The sequence below is a fragment of the Helicobacter labetoulli genome, assembly GCF_003670275.1.
GTDB classification, from domain to species: Bacteria; Campylobacterota; Campylobacteria; order Campylobacterales; family Helicobacteraceae; genus Helicobacter_C; species Helicobacter_C labetoulli.
The window spans coordinates 1,567-20,110 of the sequence record NZ_QXJF01000023.1; the positions used below are offsets into that span (position 1 = coordinate 1,567).

At 38.4% G+C, this 18,544-nt stretch carries 20 protein-coding genes and 1 tRNA gene; 19 read left to right on the forward strand and 2 right to left on the reverse strand.

The genetic code is table 11. The features are described 5' to 3' along the window. Nucleotides 1–198: 198 nt before the first annotated feature. From EBF12_RS10295 to EBF12_RS10335, 8 genes are read left to right on the forward strand one after another with little or no spacing between them, the layout of a single operon-like run. Nucleotides 199–663: an ApeI family dehydratase gene (locus EBF12_RS10295; protein WP_121727570.1), complete on the forward strand. Its 465-nt coding sequence runs from the start codon at nt 199–201 to the stop codon at nt 661–663. 5 nt (nt 664–668) lie between these two features. Beyond that, complete coding sequence (locus EBF12_RS10300) at nt 669–1,154, forward strand: 3-hydroxyacyl-ACP dehydratase FabZ family protein (RefSeq protein ID WP_157979107.1); 486 nt, start codon at nt 669–671, stop codon at nt 1,152–1,154. After that, nucleotides 1,154–2,941, forward strand: coding sequence for a thiamine pyrophosphate-binding protein (locus EBF12_RS10305; RefSeq protein WP_121727572.1), 1,788 nt, complete (start codon nt 1,154–1,156; stop codon nt 2,939–2,941). The genes EBF12_RS10300 and EBF12_RS10305 overlap by 1 nt, the downstream gene beginning before the upstream one ends. Before the next feature lie 8 nt (nt 2,942–2,949). Continuing rightward, the gene (locus EBF12_RS10310; RefSeq protein ID WP_121727573.1) at nt 2,950–3,981 is read left to right on the forward strand and encodes an N-acetylneuraminate synthase family protein; all 1,032 of its coding nucleotides are present in this window, start codon (nt 2,950–2,952) and stop codon (nt 3,979–3,981) included. A 17-nt stretch (nt 3,982–3,998) separates the two neighbouring features. Further along, nucleotides 3,999–4,229: an acyl carrier protein gene (locus tag EBF12_RS10315; RefSeq protein WP_121727574.1), complete on the forward strand. Its 231-nt coding sequence runs from the start codon at nt 3,999–4,001 to the stop codon at nt 4,227–4,229. 8 nt (nt 4,230–4,237) lie between these two features. Beyond that, nucleotides 4,238–5,710 carry an AMP-binding protein gene (locus EBF12_RS10320; protein WP_121727575.1) on the forward strand — a complete coding sequence of 491 codons (1,473 nt, stop codon included), beginning with the start codon at nt 4,238–4,240 and terminating at the stop codon, nt 5,708–5,710. Then, complete coding sequence (locus EBF12_RS12055) at nt 5,700–7,331, forward strand: LuxE/PaaK family acyltransferase (RefSeq protein WP_244196517.1); 1,632 nt, start codon at nt 5,700–5,702, stop codon at nt 7,329–7,331. The genes EBF12_RS10320 and EBF12_RS12055 overlap by 11 nt, the downstream gene beginning before the upstream one ends. After that, the gene (locus EBF12_RS10335) at nt 7,288–8,553 is read left to right on the forward strand and encodes an acyl-CoA reductase (RefSeq protein WP_121727587.1); all 1,266 of its coding nucleotides are present in this window, start codon (nt 7,288–7,290) and stop codon (nt 8,551–8,553) included. Before EBF12_RS12055 ends, EBF12_RS10335 begins: the two co-directional genes overlap by 44 nt. Before the next feature lie 101 nt (nt 8,554–8,654). On the opposite strand, the gene EBF12_RS10340 is transcribed toward EBF12_RS10335, so the two are convergent. Next, a tRNA-Ser gene (locus tag EBF12_RS10340) sits at nt 8,655–8,745 on the reverse strand. Between the two features lie 233 nt (nt 8,746–8,978). On the opposite strand from EBF12_RS10340, the gene fabD reads away from it, so the two are divergent. From fabD to EBF12_RS10365, 5 genes are read left to right on the forward strand one after another with little or no spacing between them, the layout of a single operon-like run. After that, nucleotides 8,979–9,908, forward strand: coding sequence for an ACP S-malonyltransferase (gene fabD, locus EBF12_RS10345; protein WP_121727576.1), 930 nt, complete (start codon nt 8,979–8,981; stop codon nt 9,906–9,908). A gap of 14 nt (nt 9,909–9,922) precedes the next feature. Then, complete coding sequence (locus EBF12_RS10350) at nt 9,923–10,618, forward strand: 5'-methylthioadenosine/adenosylhomocysteine nucleosidase (RefSeq protein WP_121727577.1); 696 nt, start codon at nt 9,923–9,925, stop codon at nt 10,616–10,618. After that, nucleotides 10,619–11,140, forward strand: coding sequence for a SixA phosphatase family protein (locus tag EBF12_RS10355; RefSeq protein WP_121727578.1), 522 nt, complete (start codon nt 10,619–10,621; stop codon nt 11,138–11,140). Next, the gene (locus EBF12_RS10360; RefSeq protein WP_121727579.1) at nt 11,137–11,595 is read left to right on the forward strand and encodes a prepilin-type N-terminal cleavage/methylation domain-containing protein; all 459 of its coding nucleotides are present in this window, start codon (nt 11,137–11,139) and stop codon (nt 11,593–11,595) included. Before EBF12_RS10355 ends, EBF12_RS10360 begins: the two co-directional genes overlap by 4 nt. After that, nucleotides 11,582–12,007, forward strand: a complete 426-nt coding sequence (locus EBF12_RS10365) for a type II secretion system protein (protein ID WP_121727580.1) — start codon at nt 11,582–11,584, stop codon at nt 12,005–12,007. Before EBF12_RS10360 ends, EBF12_RS10365 begins: the two co-directional genes overlap by 14 nt. A gap of 1 nt (nt 12,008) precedes the next feature. Here EBF12_RS10365 and EBF12_RS10370 read toward each other — a convergent pair whose 3' ends face one another. After that, nucleotides 12,009–12,854: a TIGR02757 family protein gene (locus EBF12_RS10370; RefSeq protein WP_121727581.1), complete on the reverse strand. Its 846-nt coding sequence runs from the start codon at nt 12,852–12,854 to the stop codon at nt 12,009–12,011. Nucleotides 12,855–12,952: 98 nt separating this feature from the next. On the opposite strand from EBF12_RS10370, the gene EBF12_RS10375 reads away from it, so the two are divergent. The 6 genes from EBF12_RS10375 (at nt 12,953) to EBF12_RS10400 (ending at nt 18,230) form a co-directional block, all read left to right on the forward strand. Continuing rightward, nucleotides 12,953–14,317 (forward strand): TolC family protein, encoded by a 1,365-nt coding sequence (locus EBF12_RS10375; protein ID WP_121727582.1) that lies wholly within the window; start codon nt 12,953–12,955, stop codon nt 14,315–14,317. A 9-nt stretch (nt 14,318–14,326) separates the two neighbouring features. Continuing rightward, a complete protein-coding gene (locus tag EBF12_RS10380) occupies nt 14,327–15,310 on the forward strand; it encodes an HlyD family secretion protein (protein ID WP_121727583.1) in 984 nt (327 codons plus the stop codon). Between the two features lie 65 nt (nt 15,311–15,375). Then, a complete protein-coding gene (gene rpmB / locus EBF12_RS10385; RefSeq protein WP_121727584.1) occupies nt 15,376–15,564 on the forward strand; it encodes a 50S ribosomal protein L28 in 189 nt (62 codons plus the stop codon). A 20-nt stretch (nt 15,565–15,584) separates the two neighbouring features. Then, a complete protein-coding gene (locus EBF12_RS10390; protein WP_121727585.1) occupies nt 15,585–16,712 on the forward strand; it encodes a potassium channel family protein in 1,128 nt (375 codons plus the stop codon). Then, the gene (gene argJ, locus EBF12_RS10395; RefSeq protein WP_121727586.1) at nt 16,705–17,916 is read left to right on the forward strand and encodes a bifunctional glutamate N-acetyltransferase/amino-acid acetyltransferase ArgJ; all 1,212 of its coding nucleotides are present in this window, start codon (nt 16,705–16,707) and stop codon (nt 17,914–17,916) included. Before EBF12_RS10390 ends, argJ begins: the two co-directional genes overlap by 8 nt. A 92-nt stretch (nt 17,917–18,008) precedes the next feature. Next, nucleotides 18,009–18,230, forward strand: coding sequence for an HP1242/YdcH family protein (locus EBF12_RS10400; protein ID WP_002955800.1), 222 nt, complete (start codon nt 18,009–18,011; stop codon nt 18,228–18,230). The last annotated feature ends 314 nt before the right edge of the window (nt 18,231–18,544 follow it).

Here is an 18,544-nt window from a genome sequence, read left to right on the forward strand (position 1 = left end):
CCCCCCCCCCCCCCCCCCCCCCCCCCCCACCCGCGCCGCCGCCCCCCGCCCCCCCCCCCCCCCCCCCCCCCCCCCCCCCCCCCCCCCCCCCCCCGGCCGCCCCCCCCCCCCCTAGCATGTCGAGCCAATCTAGTAATCGCCATTCCAGATATTTTAAATCAATACAAGCCCGGCTAGAATGTAACAATGGAGGTGAATATGCCTCTATCATTTGATGCCTACGAATTACAACAGTATCAACCAAATCGTTATCCATTTTTGCTGATAGATATGGTTACAGAGTGTGAGCCTGGGCAGTATGCCAAAGGATATAAAAATTTGACAAACAATGAATGGTATTTTCCCATTCATTTTGAAAGGAGTCCAAATATGCCGGGATGCTTACAAATAGAAGCAATGGCACAAATGCTGACTATAGCTATTACTACTTTGGAAAATTTAAAAGGTGAAATTGTACATGGATATAAACACATGGCTACTTTTCATGAAGAAATAAAGCCTGGGCATAGGCTAGATATAGATGCACGAGTTCTGTCTTTTAAAAGAGGTTTATGCAAAGGATATGTGAGAGGTAGTGTATGTGGGAAATTGGCGTGTGAGTTAGAGACAACTATTTTAATACCAAGTATTTTTAATCAATTTAGACCTAGCGGTGCAAGGTGATGAAAATGATGAAAGATTTAGATGTAATGAAAATTAGAGAATATATCCCTCTAACCCAGCCTAGTTTAATGATTGATTTTGTTGAAGAGGTGGAGATTGGGAAGTATGCTAGAGGGTATAAGAATTTTACTTATACCGAATCGTTTTTTAGCTCGCATTTTCTAAATGATCCAAGTGTGCCAAGTGGAGTGATTATTGATTGCATGTCGCAAATGTTGTTGATGACTTTTTTGACACTTGATAACAATAAAGGTTCTGTTACTGCGTGTTTAAAAATAGATAATGTGGAGTTTAGACAAAAGATAATACCCGGCAATAGATTAGATTTAGAAGCAAGGTTAGATTCTTATAAAAGAGGTGTGGCAAAGGGAAGTGTGAATGGATATCTCCACAGCATAGCTGGGGGGGGGGTGCAAGTGTGTCGGGCAAATTTTGTAATCGCCATACCCGAGATATTGCAACAAGTAGCTCCAAAAGGTAAGGAGATGTAATGGATAGAGTGGCTGATTATGTGATTCGCAAGATTAATGAAATTGGAGTGGAACATATTTTTATGGTTACAGGTAGAGGAATACTATATCTTAGCGATGCTGTGGCAAGAAATCAGTGCGTTGCCCATATTTCTACATTACATGAGCAAGGGGCATCTTATGCTGCTATGGCTTATGCCTCGTTAAAAGGTGTTTCTGCTTGTTTGGTCTCTACTGGCTGTGCTTCAGCCAATGCGATAACAGCGTGTTTGTGTGCTTATCAAGACAATTTGCCTTGCATTTTTATCTCTGGGCAGAATCTACTCAAAGAAACAACACATTACACAAAGCAACCTATTAGAACATATGGCTCACAAGAAGCAGATATTATTAGTATGGTTCAGTCAATTACAAAATATTCAAAAATGATAACACATCCAACGGAGATAGCTTATGTAATGGAGGAGGCTATACATCTCGCCACAAGTGGTAGAAAAGGTCCAGTGTGGATTGATATACCACTTGATATACAAAGTGCAATAATTGATGAGAAAAGCTTGAAACATTTTGATTCAGCATATATTCAAAATGCTCCAAGCGAAAATGAGTTAGATTTATTGATTGAAAATCTTACAAAAGCTTCTCGCCCAATAGTATTAATCGGTGGTGGTGTAAAAAGTGCTAATGCCAAGCAAGAGGTGGCAGAGTTTGTGGAAAAACATAGGTTACCACTCGTTTTTTCGCAGAGTGCGTGTGATGTGTATGGGGTTTCTAATGCCTTATCTATCGGTGCAGTGGGGACTCTTGGATGTAGTAGAGCTGGGAACTTTGCTTTGCAAAATGCAGATTTTGTCTTGGTTATTGGATCTAAGCTGTGTTCTCAAACAATTGGCAATGATAAGACTGTGTTTGCTAGAGAAGCAATGGTGGTTATTGTAGATATTGATATAAACGAACATAAAAAACATAGTTTGAAATGTATGAAGGAGATAAATTGCGATGCGAAAGATTTTTTGTGCGTTTTAAATCAACGGGAATTTATGCTTGATATTGAAGATTGGGTGGAAAAAACTAAGCATTGGAAAGAGATTTTTGCTCTTAAAAATGAAGTTTTTGTAAAAACAATAAAAGCAGATTCTAGGCTTGATTTATATTATTTAGCAGATTATTTATCATCGCTTTTGAGTGAAGAATCTGTAGTGATTACTGATGCTGGATTAGAACAGTTGATAATCCCAAGTGCTATGAGGTTTAAAGCCAATCAGTCATGTCTATTTCCTGCAGCACAAGGTGCTATGGGCTATGCTATCCCTGCTATTTTGGGAGCATATTTTGCCGGAAAACAAGAGATTGTAACTATTGTGGGGGATGGTTCAATAATGATGAATATTCAAGAATTGGCGACTATAACCTACCATAAAATCCCAGCAAAAATAATAGTCATAAACAATAATATGTATGCAGTGATACGCAATAGGCAGAAAGATTTGTTTCGTTCCAGAACAATAGGCAATGACACAAGTGATGGGGTGCCAAATATGGACTTTAAAAAGATTGCCCATTCGTATGGATTCACATATATGTTAGCAAAAAATGTAGAGGGGCTTGAATCTAGAGTTAAAGATTTTTTAGATTCTAAAAATGCTGTGCTTTTTGAAGTATTTTGTGATGAAAATCAAAAATATTTGCACACATCATATGGATTTACCAAGGAAAAAAAGTTGATAAAAAAGCCACTTGAAGATTTGTCCCCATTTATTGATAGAGATGTGTTTTTGAATGAAATGATTGTTAAGCCTTTGGAATAGGAGTATATATGGCAGAGTGTATTTTTAGAAATGGCAGAGTGATTAAGGACTATGGAGAACCTTATATTATCGCTGAAGTTAATAGTAGTCATAATGGCGACATAAATGAAGCTAAAGCTATGTGTAATGTGGCAAAAGCTATGGGTTGTGATTGTGTGAAGTTTCAATCTTGGACAGCAGAGTCAATTTATTCCAAAACACATTATGAGAAGAGTCCTATGTCAAAGCGGTTTTTTGATAAGTTTTCCCTTGATGAGGAGAAGCTCGGTGAGGTATCAAAATATTGTAAAAGTATAGGCATTGATTTTGCCTCTACACCATACTCAAACAAAGAAGCGGATTTTTTGGTTGATTATTGCAGGGTGCCATTTATAAAAGTAGCAAGTATGGATTTGGATAATTATCAATTTTTAGAATACATTGGACAAAAAGGTTGCCCAATAATTTTGTCTACTGGTATGGGTGAGTGTGATGAAATTAAAAAGGCTGTAGAAATTTTAGATTCTACAGGCAACAAGAACATAGCTGTTCTTCACTGTGTGTCCATTTATCCCACAAACATAGAAGATATAAACTTAAATAACATTGTGGGACTTAGAGATATGATACCTCATCATCCAATTGGCTTTTCTGATCACACAAAAGGCAACGAATGTGCTATCGCTTCTATTGCTTTGGGAGCGTGTATTGTAGAAAAACATTTAACATTGGATAGCTCAAAAATTGGTATGGATAATCAAATGGCGACAGAACCAGAGGAATTTAAGGATCTAGTTAGAAAATGTAAAAGTATCCAAAAATCACTAGGGAGTTTTGAGCGAAAAGTCTCGCAAGATGAGCTAGAACAAAGAATAAAAATGCGTCGTTCCATTGTTGCTACACAAGATTTAAGGGTTGGAGACAAAATAAAACCAGAGCATCTTTGTGCTAAACGCCCCGGAAATGGCATATCACCAAGTCATATAAGCAAAATAATAGGCAAGAAGCTTATTAGAGATGTAAAAGCTGACACTCTAATTTTTTGGAGTGATTTAACTTAAATAAAAAAGGAGAATGTATGGAAGCGTATATGAAGTTGTTTGCCGATTCGCTCGGTGTTGAAGTAAGTGTGGTTAAAACCTTGCAGTATCAAGCTATTCCAGCGTGGGATAGTGTAGGGCATATGGCTCTTATGGCAGCACTTGAAGAGGCTTTTAGTATTGAGCTAGAAACTGATGATATTATTGATTTTAGCTCATTTGAAAAAGGCATAGAGATTCTTAAAAAATATGGTATCAATCTTAAGTAAGTCCTAAAATGTTTTTTGACTTTGCAAGATTTGGCGATAGGGTCGCTGTGCTTGATGATGTGGGCAATGCTGTTACTTATAATGAGTTAGCAGAGTTTGCTTTGAGCTTAAGCAATGTGCTAGATAGGATAGAATCTAGCAAAGCATTATGTATAAATCTATGCGAAAACTCTATGGGAGCTTTAGTAGGCTATGCTTGTATGATTGAATCTTGCATTGTGCCTTTAATGGTAGATTGCAATTTAGATTCTAATACGCTAGATAAGCTTTTGCTTGATTATAGTCCAGAGTTTTTGTGGCTACCTGATAGGCTAAAGGATAGGTTTATACGCAGTGGTTTTAAAGAAGTGTTAGGACAATATTCCTACACACTTTTGCAATCCCCCACACTTTTGCAAACTTTAGGGCAGATTCCACAAAATGTAGGTTTATATAGTGAATTAGCCCTATTGCTTAGCACATCGGGTTCTACAGGTAGTTCTAAAATGGTGCGACAAAGCTATGAGAACTTACAAAGCAATACAGAATCTATTATTCAATATTTGCATATAGACAAAACACAAAGGGCGATTTTAATCCTGCCTTTGCATTATACATTTGGCTTATCAGTGATTAATACGCATTTGTATAGCGGGGCGATGATTTTATTAAGCGATAAATCGCTTATGCAAAAGCAGCTTTGGGAGTTTATCGCAATACAAAGGGCTAGCTCAATCTCTGGTGTGCCATACACTTATGAAATGCTAAAAAAGCTAAAGTTTTTTAATATGTCTTTACCTTATCTAAAAACTATGACACAAGCAGGTGGGAAGCTCTCAGTTGAATTGCATAAGGAATTTGCTACATTTGCCGAATCTAGCAATAAAGCATTTATCGTAATGTATGGACAAACAGAAGCTACTGCTAGAATGAGCTATCTTCCAAGTGAAAAGTCAATAGAGAAGTGTGGCAGTATAGGTGTGGCTATCCCTAATGGCGAGTTTTATTTGCTAGATTCTAAAGGTAATCGTATAGAGCAAGATAACACGCAAGGAGAGCTTATTTATAAGGGGAAAAATGTAACTTTGGGTTATAGTGAAAATCGTTTCAGTTTAGCTAAAAAAGATGAGTTTGGCGGTGTGCTACACACAGGAGATATAGCACAAAGAGATGGTGAAGGCTACTACTACATAGTGGGGAGAAAGAATCGCTTTATAAAAATGTTTGGCAGAAGAATAAACCTTGATGATATAGATTCTATTATAGAGGGCGAGTTTCAAGGGTTAGAGGCAAAATCTAGCGGAGTAGATGATATGCTTTATATTTTTATCACACAAGAAAGATGTGAAGAAGTTAAAAAGCTACTTTGTGATAGGCTAAAAATAGCCCCCACAGCACTAAAGGTTAAATACATAGAATCTTTGCCAAGAAGTAGTTCTGGCAAGATACTCTACTCTATGCTAGATAATATTGTGAAAAAAGAGTGTGGCAATGGAAAATAGTGATATTGATTATGAAGGCATTTTTAAGCTAGATCCTTATAGCCTTTGCAAAGAAGATAAAGAGAGATTATTAACACAAAATATTAAAAAACTTTGTGAGTTTCACTACAAGCATTGTAAAGAGTATAGAAAAATCTTAGATGCGCTTGGCATTAAGGTTGCAAATTTTAAGTCTAATAATTGTCATATTGAGCGTAGAGAAATATCTCTTATAGATTCTAAAAAAGATTGTTCACCTATGGCTCGCACAATCTGCAAGGATTTTGCCCACACTTGTAAAAACGACAAAGAGACAGCACACTCAAACAAGAATCTGGATTCCAATAAAATAGTTTGTCATACTGAGCCTTTAGGCGAAGTATCTAGTATGGAATATAAACAAAATATTTCATACTTACGCACTCAATATGACAAAAATGTAGATTCTAATAATTTTGCACACTTGCGTCCTGCACCCACCCAAATGCGAGAGAATCTAGAATCTAATCCAATAAACCACGCACACAAAACCACAAATTCTAGCAATTGCTCTGTGGCTTTGGAGGCTTTGGCTGAATTAGAGGGTAGGAGTTATCTAAGCGATAATGACTATCCCTCTAATTCAGCCAATCATTCAAATTGTATAGACAAGGGCGAATTTTTACAGAATCTAGAATCTAAAAATTACGCTCTAAACCCCCTGTCCCACCCTGATTTGGATAGAAATCTAGATTCTTATTACAACGCACCATTTTTGCCCGTGCGACTATTTAAACATTACGCATTAAAAAGTATAGAGAAAAGTGAAATCATAAAAACAATGACTTCTTCTGGCACAAGCGGACAGAGTGTATCGCAAATATTTTTAGACAAGCAAACTTCACTCAATCAAACAAAAGCACTATCAAGGATTATGCAAAGCTTTATAGGCAATAGTAGAATGCCTATGATTATTATTGATAGCTCTCACTTGTTGCAAAATAGAGCTATGTTTTCTGCTAGGGGTGCTGGGGTGCTTGGATTTTCTATGTTTGCTAGGGAAAAAATCTATGCACTTGATAAGGATATGAATCTTAATATTGCTCTTATAAGGGATTTTATAGAGAAACATAAGGGTAAAAAGATTCTGCTTTTTGGCTTTACATTTATTGTGTGGCAGCATTTTTATAATGAGTTAAAAAGGCTCAACATCTTTTTGGATTTAAAAGATTCTATTCTTATTCACGGCGGTGGCTGGAAAAAGCTTATTGCTCAAGCGGTGTCAAAAGAGCATTTTAAAAATGAGCTAGAAAGTGTGTGCGGCATTAAGCAGATATACAACTACTATGGTATGGTAGAGCAAACCGGTTCTATTTATATGGAATGTGAGTGTGGAGTTTTACACACGCCTATTTTTGCAGATATTATTGTAAGAAGAGCTAGAGATTTTAGCATAGCAGATAAGGACGAAGAGGGGATATTAGAGCTTGTATCCCTTTTGCCATACTCATATCCTGGGCATATTATCTTAAGCGAAGATGTAGGCACAATACTTGGTGAAGACGACTGCCCTTGCGGTAGAAAGGGTAAATATTTTTCAATCAATGGGAGAATACAAAATGCTGAAATTAGAGGATGTAGCGACACCTATGAGCAAAAATAGCCTAGATTCTAACACTTCTTTACAATGCTTGTTTCCCATCTTAGATGAGGCGGAATTTTACAAACAATTAGATGAGCTAAAAAAGCTTCCTGTATTAAAAATTTTTGATAAGAGAGTAAGCGAGTTTTTACATAGACTCTCACTTCTCATAATGAGTGATAGTGAAGCAAAAAATTATGCTGATATCATCTCATTTGGCTTTTTTATCCGCAAAACAAATATAGAAAAGCTTAAAAAAGATTATAAGGATTCTTTGCGTAATAGAATAGGCAGGGGATTAAGCTTTCATATAGCACCATCAAATGTGCCGATAAACTTTGCATATTCTTTAGTGGCTGGACTACTCTCGGGCAATGCAAGTGTGATACGGGTATCTAGCAAGTTTTTCAAACAAACAGAGATTTTATGCAGACTTTTAGAGAATCTAAAAAGTCAATATGAGATGACACAATATATAAGAATTATACAATATTCACATTTAAAAGAGATAACAGACAAACTATCATCTTTAGCTGATGTAAGAGTGATTTGGGGTGGAGATACAACGATAAATAACATACGGCAAAGCCCCATAGCACCTCGTTGCGTAGAGCTATGTTTTGCGGATAGGTATTCTATAAGTGTGATAGATTCTAAATCGCTACTTAAGCTTAATGAGAGTGAGTTACAAACACTTGCAGGACATTTTTATAATGATACATATTTGTATGACCAAAATGCTTGCTCTTCCCCTAGACTTATCTTTTGGCTTAATAAGGATTATGCCAATGAAGCAAGGAATAGATTCTGGCATTATGTGTGGCTTAATATAAAAGATAGATATGAGCTTGAGAGCATTGTAGCCATAGATAAACTTATAACGCAATGTGATGTCGCCCTAAATATAGATAATGCAAAAATAGAGCATACACACGACAACCTTATCAGCAGAATCTATGTGCCATTGCTAGATGAAAGAGTGGAGAGCTATACCTGTGCGTGTGGGAGCTTTATAGAATCTAGCGGAGATTGTATAAAAGAAGTCTTGCGTATTGTTTCTAAGCGATTTCAAACTTTGACCTATTTTGGTGTAGATTCTCAAATGATTCTTGAAGAGATCGCTACGCTTGGGATTTTGGGGATTGATAGAGTTGTGCCTATTGGCAAAAGTAGTGAATTTTCATTGATATGGGACGGATATGACATTATAAATACAATGAGCAGGGTTGTTGATAGATGGTAGATAGCCCTGTTGTGCTTACATTGTTGTAAGATACGCAACAACTAATGCTTAGATTGCTTAAGAAACGACAAATGAAAATTAAGAGACACAAACTTGGAAAGTGGCGGACAGGGAGGGATTCGAACCCTCGATAACCTTGCGGCTATGCATCCTTAGCAGGGATGTGGTTTCAGCCAACTCACCCACCTGTCCAAGCGAAAAAGCAAAAATCAGTAAAAAAGAACGACATTCTAAGGAAAATTTCATAAAACTACCCTTAACAGCACGAAAAACTGATTGAGATTCTAAAATTCACCAAGAAATAGTGTAGAGAAATGTAAAAAATGTGATTTTTTTAGCATTTTAGCTTGAGTTTTTACACACAAAAGACAAATAAAGCAAAGTAATGCTACAATCCGCTCCCAAATTATAAAAAGGATTTTTGAATGAATTATGCTTTTATTTTTCCGGGTCAAGGCTCACAAAGCGTGGGTATGGGTAAGGAACTATATGATAATTTTGCTGTTGCAAAGGAGCTTTTTGAGCAAGCTTCTGATGCTTTGAGTTTAGATATGAAAACCCTTTTGTTTGAGGAAAATGATAAACTCAATCTCACGCAATACACGCAACCAGCCATTTTTCTTGTAAGTGCGGTGGCTCATAGCATTTTACAAAGTGAATATCCCATTATGCCAAGTGTGGCGTTGGGGCATTCTTTGGGCGAAGTGAGTGCAGTGGTATTGAGCGAGGGTATGAGCTTTACACAAGGTGTTCAGCTGACACATAAACGCGGAGAGCTTATGGCAGAGGCGTGTGAGGGTAAAAATGTCGGTATGATGGTTGTCGTAGGTGTAGAAGATTCAAAACTAGAAGATTTTTGTGTAAATGCAAGGAATGAGGGCAAAAATATATGGTGTGCGAACTACAATGGCGATGGGCAGATCGTCTTAGCGGGGAATAAAGATGACTTGGCTGCGAGTGAATCTCACATTAAAGCACTTGGGGCAAAAAGAGCTTTGCTTTTGCCAATGTCTGTGGCAAGTCATTGTCCTTTGCTTGAATCCGCGGTTACTCCATTTATGGAGATTTTAGAGAATAATTTGAAGGAAAATTTAAGCACACCTATCCTTTCAAATGCCACGCTTGAAACATATACTACAAAAGCTCAAGCAAAAGAGCTTTTGGGCAAGCAGCTTACTCAACCTGTGTATTATAAACAAAGTATCGCAAAGCTTAATGAGAGCGTTGATGTGTTTATTGAGTTTGGCAATGGCAATGTTTTGCGTGGGCTAAATAAGCGTCTAAGCACTCGCCCAACTTTCAATGTGGGTAATCTTGCCACATTAAAAGAGTGTCTAGATTCTATCAAAGAATAAAAGGAGCTATGTCAATGAAACTTGGAATCATAGGGGCAATGGTAGAGGAAATCACGCCATTGCTTGAAAAATTTGGAGACTACAAAAAAATACAAGTAGGCGGCAATACCTACTATGAAATCTCAAAAGGTACACATAAAATTTTTATCGCTTATAGCAAAATAGGCAAGGTGCACGCCGCACTAACGGCTAGCACAATGATTTTACATTTTGCGTGTGAGAAGATTATCTTTAGTGGTGTTGCTGGAGGGCTAAGTGCTGACTTGAAAGTGGGCGATTTATTACTTGGAGAAAAGCTGTGTCAGCACGATGTGGATATTACTGCCTTTGGACACCCGCTAGGCTTTATCCCTGAAAGCAAAGTGTATATACAGACAGATAAGAATCTTAATAGCTTAGCCAAGCAAGTAGCCAAAGCTCAAAATATTGACCTTAAAGAAGGTATTATCGCATCTGGAGATGCCTTTATTGCCGATAGTGCAAAAAAGCAATGGATTATTTCAAACTTTAAAGCCGATGCGGTGGAGATGGAGGGTGCTTCTGTGGCTGTGGTGTGTGATTTACTTCAAGTGCCATTTTGCATTTTACGCTCAATTAGCGATAGTGCCGATGGTAGTGCCGATGTGAGCTTTGATGAATTTTTGGAGAGTTCGGCTAAGAGAAGTGCGGAGTTTGTGCTAAAGATGTGCGAAAATTTGCTGGAGGGCTAAATGAAAACTATTACACTTTTGAGACACGCAGATACGATAAGTAGGGAAGAGTATCGCCTCACAAATAAAAAAGATAAAAGCGACCTTTTCCGTCCATTAAGTAAGCTTGGTAAGATTCAGAGTAAGCATATCGCAAAATTTGCCCTAGAGCATTTGAGCTTTGATTTGATTGTTTGCTCTCCAGCTAAGCGGACATTGCAGACTTTAAAACCTTTAAAGAAGTTTGTGCCAAAAAGTCATATTATGATAAGTGAGGACATTGCACCTGATTGTGGGCTTGAGGGCTATATGAAACTCACGCAAAATAAAGCCTTTATGGAGGCTCAAAATGTGCTGCTTGTTGGGCATCAGCCGGATTTAAAGAGTTTTGCTACTTACATCGCTCCACCTTTTAACGCCCTCGTGCCAAAGGGAGTGCTTATCCGCCTTGTTTTAAAACAAGATGCACTAAGCCTTGAAGGAAGCGGGGTGATTGATTTTATCATTCCACCTTTTGCGCTTGAAGATTTTAAGATAAAATGAAAAACTTTGCCTCGCACAAAGCCTTCAGTATGATGGAGCTTGTCTTTGTCATCATCATACTTGGAATCTTAGCCGCCATTGCCTTGCCTCGCCTTTCTTTGACAAGATCAGATGCACAGCTTGTTGCGGTTGAAAATGATATTATCAGCACACTTAATGCTTTGCAGAGAGAAGTTTTTAGCCAAAATATTAGCCCAAGCAGTATTGATGGAGCTAGGATTCTAGAACTTGCTGGGCTTAGTCAATCGCGTTGGGTAGCCCAAGGTAATGGTATAAAGCTTGCCAAAAATGGCAGCATAGATATAGAAAATGACTGCATAACACTTATGCAAGAAAATGGTAAATTGATATTTTCCATCACACCAAAGCCAGATTCTCCACTTTGTGAAAAACTCTCAAAACGACACCCCACACGCAAAGAAGTCCCCCTTAGCACATCAAATGCAATATTTTAGGCATAATGCTTTTAGTGCCTTTGAGGTGCTTTGTGTGATTATTATTGTAGGCATACTTGCAAGTGTGGGCATAAAGTATATGGGGCATTTGCAGCATAGACAATGCGTGATGGGGCTAAAAGCCAAACTTGCTCTTACACAAAATGCTTTGAGCAAATATTATACACAGGCTTTTATGTATGCCTCTTCTATTCAGCCCCAAGAGGCAAGAGAGATTTTGCAAACACTCACACGAGATTTTACGCCAACTTGCCACTTCAGCCTAGAATCTCACAAGCTTAAAGCCACCATAGGCTCACAGATTCTGTATTTTTCTATTCAACCAAGTGATTTGAGCCTTAATCCCATCATTTCTTGCAACCTTTCACTCCCACTTTGCAAGGAATTAAGCGATAGAATCTTAGAAAAATAGCTTACAAGATTCCATTTTGCCCTAAACGATAGAGTGCAAAATCATAGGCTATGGGGTCATTGGGGTTAAAAAGTGCTAAGGTATCTGTGGCTTCAAGGGCGGCGGATAAATCATAACTTTTGCGTTGCAAAATGCCTAGTTTTCTACAGATTCTAAAAGTGTGTGTATCAAGGGGTAAGATTAAACTTGAAGGGTGCAGATGTGAATCCCAAATGCCGACATCTAACCTGTCTTTGCGTATGAGCCAACGCAAAAGCATATTCCACCGCTTGAGGCATGAGACATTATGCGGTAGGCTGTGGTGTTTTAGCAAATAAGAGCTATGTGAGCTGCCAAGCAAGAATTTTAACCCTTGAGTAATGGGGATTTTGTGCGTTTTAGCTAAAAGATAAAGCGTATCTATGCAGTGGTAGATTCCGCTTAGAATCTTGGCGTGATGAGAGTTGTGGCTTTTATCCCATTTGTATGTGTAGCATTCATAGCCTTGCATAAAGCATTTGAATAAGCCACCAGATTCAAGCAAAATCTTAATAAGCATAAAAAGTCCTTGTATATCTTCACGCGTTTGGAATCTGTAATGTGGAAAGTTAGCCTTTTGTATCCTATCAATCCCACGCGTTAGCAGCTCAAAATCAAGACTTTGAAGCAATTTGACAATCATCTTTGCATTGCCATAAGATAATAACGCACATATCAGGGCTATTTCGGCAAAATGAGGGTTTTGCTGATAGGGTTTTGCTACAAGAAGTGGGTCGGGGTTATCTTGGTTTAACTCATTTTCTGTGTTTCTTAGGGTATAGTGCGTATCAAGGAGCTTTTGAAGTTTTTGTCTTTGTTTGTTTATCATAGTGCCTACTTGAATAAGTCCTGTGGTTATTTAATTTGCGTTAGAATACCGCTCATAATTTTAGCATAAAAAGATTTGTGTAAAAAAGGTTTGCAAAAATGAAACAATGGATATTCTTGCTTGTTTGTATCGCAATAAGTGGAGCAAATGCGGAATATTTGGAATTGCAATCAGCCTATAAACAGGTATTAGCAGATAATGATGGATTAAAATCCACGCAACACGCCGTGCAGAAACAAGAAAAGCTCAATCTCGCAAGTAAAATGCTCTATCTTCCACAAGTATCTTTGGGTGCTTATTATGTGCGTTTGCACGAGCCGATGAATATGCACCTACTCAATCAATCCCAACTTGGTAATCTTGGTGGCAACTCAGCTCTTGCTCCATTATTGCAGCATTTAGGGCAGCCCATAACCCTACAAGATCAAAATATCATCTTTGGTGCTATAAATGTCGTATATCCCATTTTTACAGGTGGTAAGCGGTATTTTGCCAATAAACTTTCTCAAATTGCACTTGAAGATTCTTATCTAGCACTCAAACTAAAAGAGCTAAGCCTTTTTGAAGATTGTGTGAGATTATATTATGGTGTAGTGTTGAACAATCAGATTCTGCACACGCTAGAATCTGCTAATGCTGGGCATTTAACACATTATGAAAACGCACAAAAACTACAAAACAAAGGGCAAATCGCACGACTAGAAACGCTACAAGCTCAAGTCAATTATGATAAATCAAGCATTGATGTAAAAAAAGCAAGCGATAATCTTGTCATTGCAAATATGGCACTCAATGCTATGCTCAATCGTGAATCTAAAGAGCCATTAGAGCTTGTAGAACAGATTGATATTAAACAAGATTCTAGACTAGAGAGTCTAGAGTATTTTGTCAATAAAACGCTTGAAGTGTATCCTGCCCTTAGCCTTATGGATAATAAAATCAAATCCGCAAAGCAGCTCTCACACATTGAGTTTTCTACATTTTTGCCTGAAGTTGGACTTTTTGGAAGCTATATGATGAACGATAATAGCTCTATGTTTGATAAGGCTATGCCAAATTGGTTTGCCGGTATTGGTGCAAAATGGTCGCTTATCACGCCCGGAGGGAGAATCCAAAAATATCAAGCAAGTAAAATTGCCTCCATTGAAGCTGAGTTAGCTAAATCTCAAGCTACAAAAGATTTAAAAACCTTGTGTGAGAAAACCTACAATGAAGTGCTATCTTTTAAATCTCAATACTTTAGCCTTCAGTCATCTATTGAGCTTGCAAATGAGAATCTTAAACTGCGTCAAAAGGCGTTTTTGCAAGGAATGAGCACAAGTGCTGATGTGAGTGATGCCCAAAATGCTCTAGCTTTAGCGATTATTGAGCGTCAAAGTGTGGCGTATAACTATGCGATAGCCCTTGCTAGACTTTTAAGCTTGAGTGATGAGGTGGATAGATTCTATGGATTTTTTAACTAAGGGGGTGCTATGAGATTTATCAAAATGAATGCAAAGCTTATCGTGCTTGGTGTCATTGTGGCAGGATTTTTGTTGTGGCTTGTTGTGAGCTTTGTGCGTGCATATCAGCCCAAGGAGAATAAGATTTACGCTCAAGTCCAAGCGCGTGAATACGCTATAAGCTCCAAAGTAGCGGGGCGGGTTGAAAATATTTTTGTCAAAAAAGGTGATATGCTTAAAAAAGGCGATTTGGTGTATGGGATTAACTCTCCTGAACTTGAGGCTAAACTTGAACAAGCCAAAGCTGGATACCAAGCTGCCAAAGCCCTTAGCACAGAAACCAAGCAGGGTGCGAGAGTGGAGACGATTCAATCAGCTAAAGATGTGTGGCAAGGGGCAAAAACAATGGCAAATCTTGCCAAAAGCACTTATGAGCGTTTAGAATCTCTGTATAAAGATGGCGTTGTCAGTGAGCAAAGACGCGATGAAGCCTATGCAAATTACACAACTGCCAAGCATAATGAGAATGTAGCCTATCAACAATATAAAATTGCCCTTGATGGTGCAACACACGAGACAAAAATCGCCGCTCAAGCCAAAGAAGACGCAGCAGCTGGACAGGTAAGCGAAGTGGAAAGCTATGCTAAGGACACTCAAGCTATTGCTCCAGCTGATGGCGAGGTGAGCAATGTCTTGCTTCACGAGGGCGAACTTGCACCAAGCGGATTTCCCGTTGTGCTTATGATTGATATGAATGATGCGTGGATTGTTTTTCACTTGCCGGAGTATCGCTTAAAAGATTTTCCAAAAGGCACAACTTTTAAGGCTTATATTCCCGCACTTGAAAAAGAGGCAGAGTTTAAAGTAGAGTTTGTCTCTGTAATGGGTGACTTTGCAACGTGGAGGGCGACAAGTGCCTCTAAAGGCTATGATATACGCACTTTTGAGGTTGAAGCCTATCCTGTCAGTCCTATTGAGGGCTTACGCGTGGGTATGAGTGTGCTTATTGAATGATTTAAGGTAGTTTTGGGGTAATTTTCACTACAATCGCGAGTTTATTTCATAAAAAAGGTTTTATTATGGCAAGAAAATGTTTCTTCACAGGCAAAGGTCCAATGGTTGGCAACAATGTAAGCCACGCAAATAACAAAACAAAAAAACGCTCTCTTCCTAATCTTCGCAGCATTCGCTTAAAGCTTGAAGATGGAACTAGTGTTAGGGTTAAAGTCGCCGCTTCTACTTTGCGAACACTTAAAAAGCACTCCTAAGATTCTAAGCTTTAATCATCTTGTTTGCAAAGCTTAAAAAAATTCTTCATTGGGGGAACAACCCAAAACCAGATATTTCTCTAGCAGGTGAGCTGTATGAACAGCTTAAACCCTTTAGACTTCCGCTCATTCTCGTTCAATTTTTTCTCCTTTTTGGCACTTTGGGGTATTTGATTTTAGAAGATTATGATTTAATGCAGGCATTTTTTCAAACTTCTTATACTTTTACAAATACCGGATTTGGCTCACTTGGGGAGAGAGAGTTTGGCACGATTACTATCCTTTTTACAGCTATTTTAATGGTATGTGGAGCAGGGGTAGTAACCTTTAGCGTAGCATTTATTATGAGTGTTGTGAATAATGGCACTCTTATCCGCTTAATCAAGGAGCAAAAAATGGTGTATAAAATCGCTCGTTTGCAGAATCATTATGTGATTTGCTATCACAATGAATTTACCATAGAACTCGCACAGCAATTTTTGGAGGCTCATATTCCTTTTGTTGTAGTGGATAATTCTAAAGATTTTGAAGCTCAAGCACAAAAATATAAGTATCCTTACTACATTATTGATGACCCACATACGCATATTGCTATGCTTAAATCCCACCTTTCAAGTGCCAAGGGGATTGTGAGCTTTTCTAAAAATGCAGCAGATAATATTACGATGGTAGTGAGTGCTAGGCTTTTTGAAGAGGAGCTAGGCAGGAAGCCTTATTACATTATCGCTAGTGCCAACTCTCAAGAAGAGAGCAAAAAGCTTAAAAAATTAGGCTGTGATTCTGTAATTTCAGCCTCTAAGCTTATGGCACAGAGAATCTCGGCTATGGCAGTGCGTCCGGATATGGAGAATCTTTTAGAGCAGTTTTTGTATTGCCGTGATACACCCCTTGATTTAGAAGAGATTATCGTTCCGCGTTACTCTTGGCTTGTGCTAAAAAAGCTTAAAGAAGCACATTTTAGAGATGTTACAAATGTATCAGTTGTGGGGCTAACGCAAAAAGATGGCACATATATCAGTATGCCAAATGGCAATACGATTGTCTCAAGCGAATGTAAGTTGCTTGTGATTGGCTCAAGTGAAAATATCCGTGCTACAAAACGATTGATTATGAGAAAGCAAAAACCAAGAGAGGTGGATTATGTTTGAGATTTTTCCAATTGGTGGTGGTGTGAATGCACCGCAAGGATTCTATGCTGATGGCGTGAGTGCGGGACTAAAGGGCAAGGATTCTAATGGAGCGGATTTATTAGATATTGCTTTTTTGTATAGCAAAGAGCCGCTGCAACCTATTGTGAGCTTTACTAATAATTGCTTTCCTGCTGCTCCTATTACGCATTTTAAGCAATATGTGCAGGGGAAGAAAAGTAATTTTGTGTTAATCAATACGAAAAATGCCAATGCGATGACAGGACATAGGGGTGTGCAAGATGTGGTTGAGATTCTAGAATCTTTAAAGCAAGAGCTTCCATTTATTGAAAATCCCATTATGTCAAGCACAGGCGTGATAGGACAGTATCTGCCAAAGGAGAAAATTAAGGCAAGTTTTAAGCTTTTTAAGCCTTTTGAAAATGACAAGGACGCCCACACAAGAGCGGCTAATGCCATACGCACAACTGATACTTTTAGTAAAGAAATAGCCTTAAAAGTTAAACTAGATTCAGGGGAGTTTCACATCGGGGCTATGGCAAAGGGGGCGGGTATGATACAGCCCTCCCTTGCGACAATGCTCTGCTTTATCACAACTGATGCTAAGATTGTAGAATCTCACGCTAAAGAGGTGTTGCAAGAGTGTATAAAAACAAGCTTTAATGCCATTAGCGTAGATGGCGATACAAGCACAAATGATTCTGTATTTTTGTTTGCAAATGGATATAGTGGCGTGTATGACAAAGATGCGTTTAAAGAAGCGTTACAAATAGTAATGCATAAACTTGCCCTTGATATTGTGCGTGATGGTGAGGGAGCAACTCGTGTGGTGGCATTTGAAGTGTGTAATGCGGCAGATGAAAATCAAGCGATGAAAGCCGCAAAAGCGTTATCAAACTCTCTTTTAGTCAAAACAGCTATTTTTGGTGGCGATCCAAATTGGGGGAGAATTGCTTCTACTATTGGGGCAAGTGGGGTGGATTCAGCACAGGAGCGGTTGAAAATAGCATTTAATGATGTTGTTGTTTTTGATAGGGGTGAGATTTGCTTTGATGAGAGCCAAGAGGCAAAAGCAGCGGAAGTAATGAAGCAAGAAAGTTTTAGGATTACCTGTGATTTGGGTATGGGAGAAGGACGCTTTGTAGCGTATGGCTGCGACTTGGGACATAGATATGTGGAGATTAATGCAGATTATAGGAGTTAGTTACGCAAAATGGGTTTTAGGTTAAAAAAAAGCGTGGTGTTATTACCAAAAATATCTTACAATAAGGTTTTATTTCACACAAGGAGTTAGGTATGTTTCACGAATACAGAGACGAAGTAACCGCGCTTAAGACTAACAACGCACATTTTGCAAAGATTTTTGATGAGCATAATGAGCTTGATGATAGGATTCAAAAGATTGAAAATGGCGAAGAGCTTATGAGTGATATGGAGCTTGAGGTGCTAAAGAAGCAAAAATTGCGTCTCAAAGATGAGGCGTATGCGATGATTCTAGAGTATCGCAAATCTCACTAATTCTCTTTAGATTCTATTTTGAAAATAGAATCTAGCTTTTTACATATCTGTTCAGCCTGTTCGGTAGGTGGCTTATTTTAAGGTATGCTACACTATGAAAGTTTCAAGAAAAGTGGTGCTAGAGTGAGAAACAAATCCTACTCTATGTTAATTTGGTAGGATTTGTGATTTGGTATTAATATACAAATACAACACCGAGACTAAAAAAGCTATTTGCATCAATCATCACTTTTTGGGTAGTGATTGTGTTGCCTGAAATAGCTGGGGCATCAAGTTTCATACCGCCACTTAATCCATAACTTGCACGAAGCGCC

Bases quoted from the DNA above. Each gene is read 5' to 3' on its own strand.
- EBF12_RS10295 (WP_121727570.1), top strand. From the start codon at position 199: ATGCCTCTATCATTTGATGCCTACGAATTACAACAGTATCAACCAAAT.
- EBF12_RS10300 (WP_157979107.1), top strand. From the start codon at position 669: ATGATGAAAGATTTAGATGTAATGAAAATTAGAGAATATATCCCTCTA.
- EBF12_RS10305 (WP_121727572.1), top strand. From the start codon at position 1,154: ATGGATAGAGTGGCTGATTATGTGATTCGCAAGATTAATGAAATTGGA.
- EBF12_RS10310 (WP_121727573.1), top strand. From the start codon at position 2,950: ATGGCAGAGTGTATTTTTAGAAATGGCAGAGTGATTAAGGACTATGGA.
- EBF12_RS10315 (WP_121727574.1), top strand. From the start codon at position 3,999: ATGGAAGCGTATATGAAGTTGTTTGCCGATTCGCTCGGTGTTGAAGTA.
- EBF12_RS10320 (WP_121727575.1), top strand. From the start codon at position 4,238: ATGTTTTTTGACTTTGCAAGATTTGGCGATAGGGTCGCTGTGCTTGAT.
- EBF12_RS12055 (WP_244196517.1), top strand. From the start codon at position 5,700: ATGGAAAATAGTGATATTGATTATGAAGGCATTTTTAAGCTAGATCCT.
- EBF12_RS10335 (WP_121727587.1), top strand. From the start codon at position 7,288: ATGCTGAAATTAGAGGATGTAGCGACACCTATGAGCAAAAATAGCCTA.
- fabD (WP_121727576.1), top strand. From the start codon at position 8,979: ATGAATTATGCTTTTATTTTTCCGGGTCAAGGCTCACAAAGCGTGGGT.
- EBF12_RS10350 (WP_121727577.1), top strand. From the start codon at position 9,923: ATGAAACTTGGAATCATAGGGGCAATGGTAGAGGAAATCACGCCATTG.
- EBF12_RS10355 (WP_121727578.1), top strand. From the start codon at position 10,619: ATGAAAACTATTACACTTTTGAGACACGCAGATACGATAAGTAGGGAA.
- EBF12_RS10360 (WP_121727579.1), top strand. From the start codon at position 11,137: ATGAAAAACTTTGCCTCGCACAAAGCCTTCAGTATGATGGAGCTTGTC.
- EBF12_RS10365 (WP_121727580.1), top strand. From the start codon at position 11,582: ATGCAATATTTTAGGCATAATGCTTTTAGTGCCTTTGAGGTGCTTTGT.
- EBF12_RS10370 (WP_121727581.1), bottom strand. From the start codon at position 12,854: ATGATAAACAAACAAAGACAAAAACTTCAAAAGCTCCTTGATACGCAC.
- EBF12_RS10375 (WP_121727582.1), top strand. From the start codon at position 12,953: ATGAAACAATGGATATTCTTGCTTGTTTGTATCGCAATAAGTGGAGCA.
- EBF12_RS10380 (WP_121727583.1), top strand. From the start codon at position 14,327: ATGAGATTTATCAAAATGAATGCAAAGCTTATCGTGCTTGGTGTCATT.
- rpmB (WP_121727584.1), top strand. From the start codon at position 15,376: ATGGCAAGAAAATGTTTCTTCACAGGCAAAGGTCCAATGGTTGGCAAC.
- argJ (WP_121727586.1), top strand. From the start codon at position 16,705: ATGTTTGAGATTTTTCCAATTGGTGGTGGTGTGAATGCACCGCAAGGA.
- EBF12_RS10400 (WP_002955800.1), top strand. From the start codon at position 18,009: ATGTTTCACGAATACAGAGACGAAGTAACCGCGCTTAAGACTAACAAC.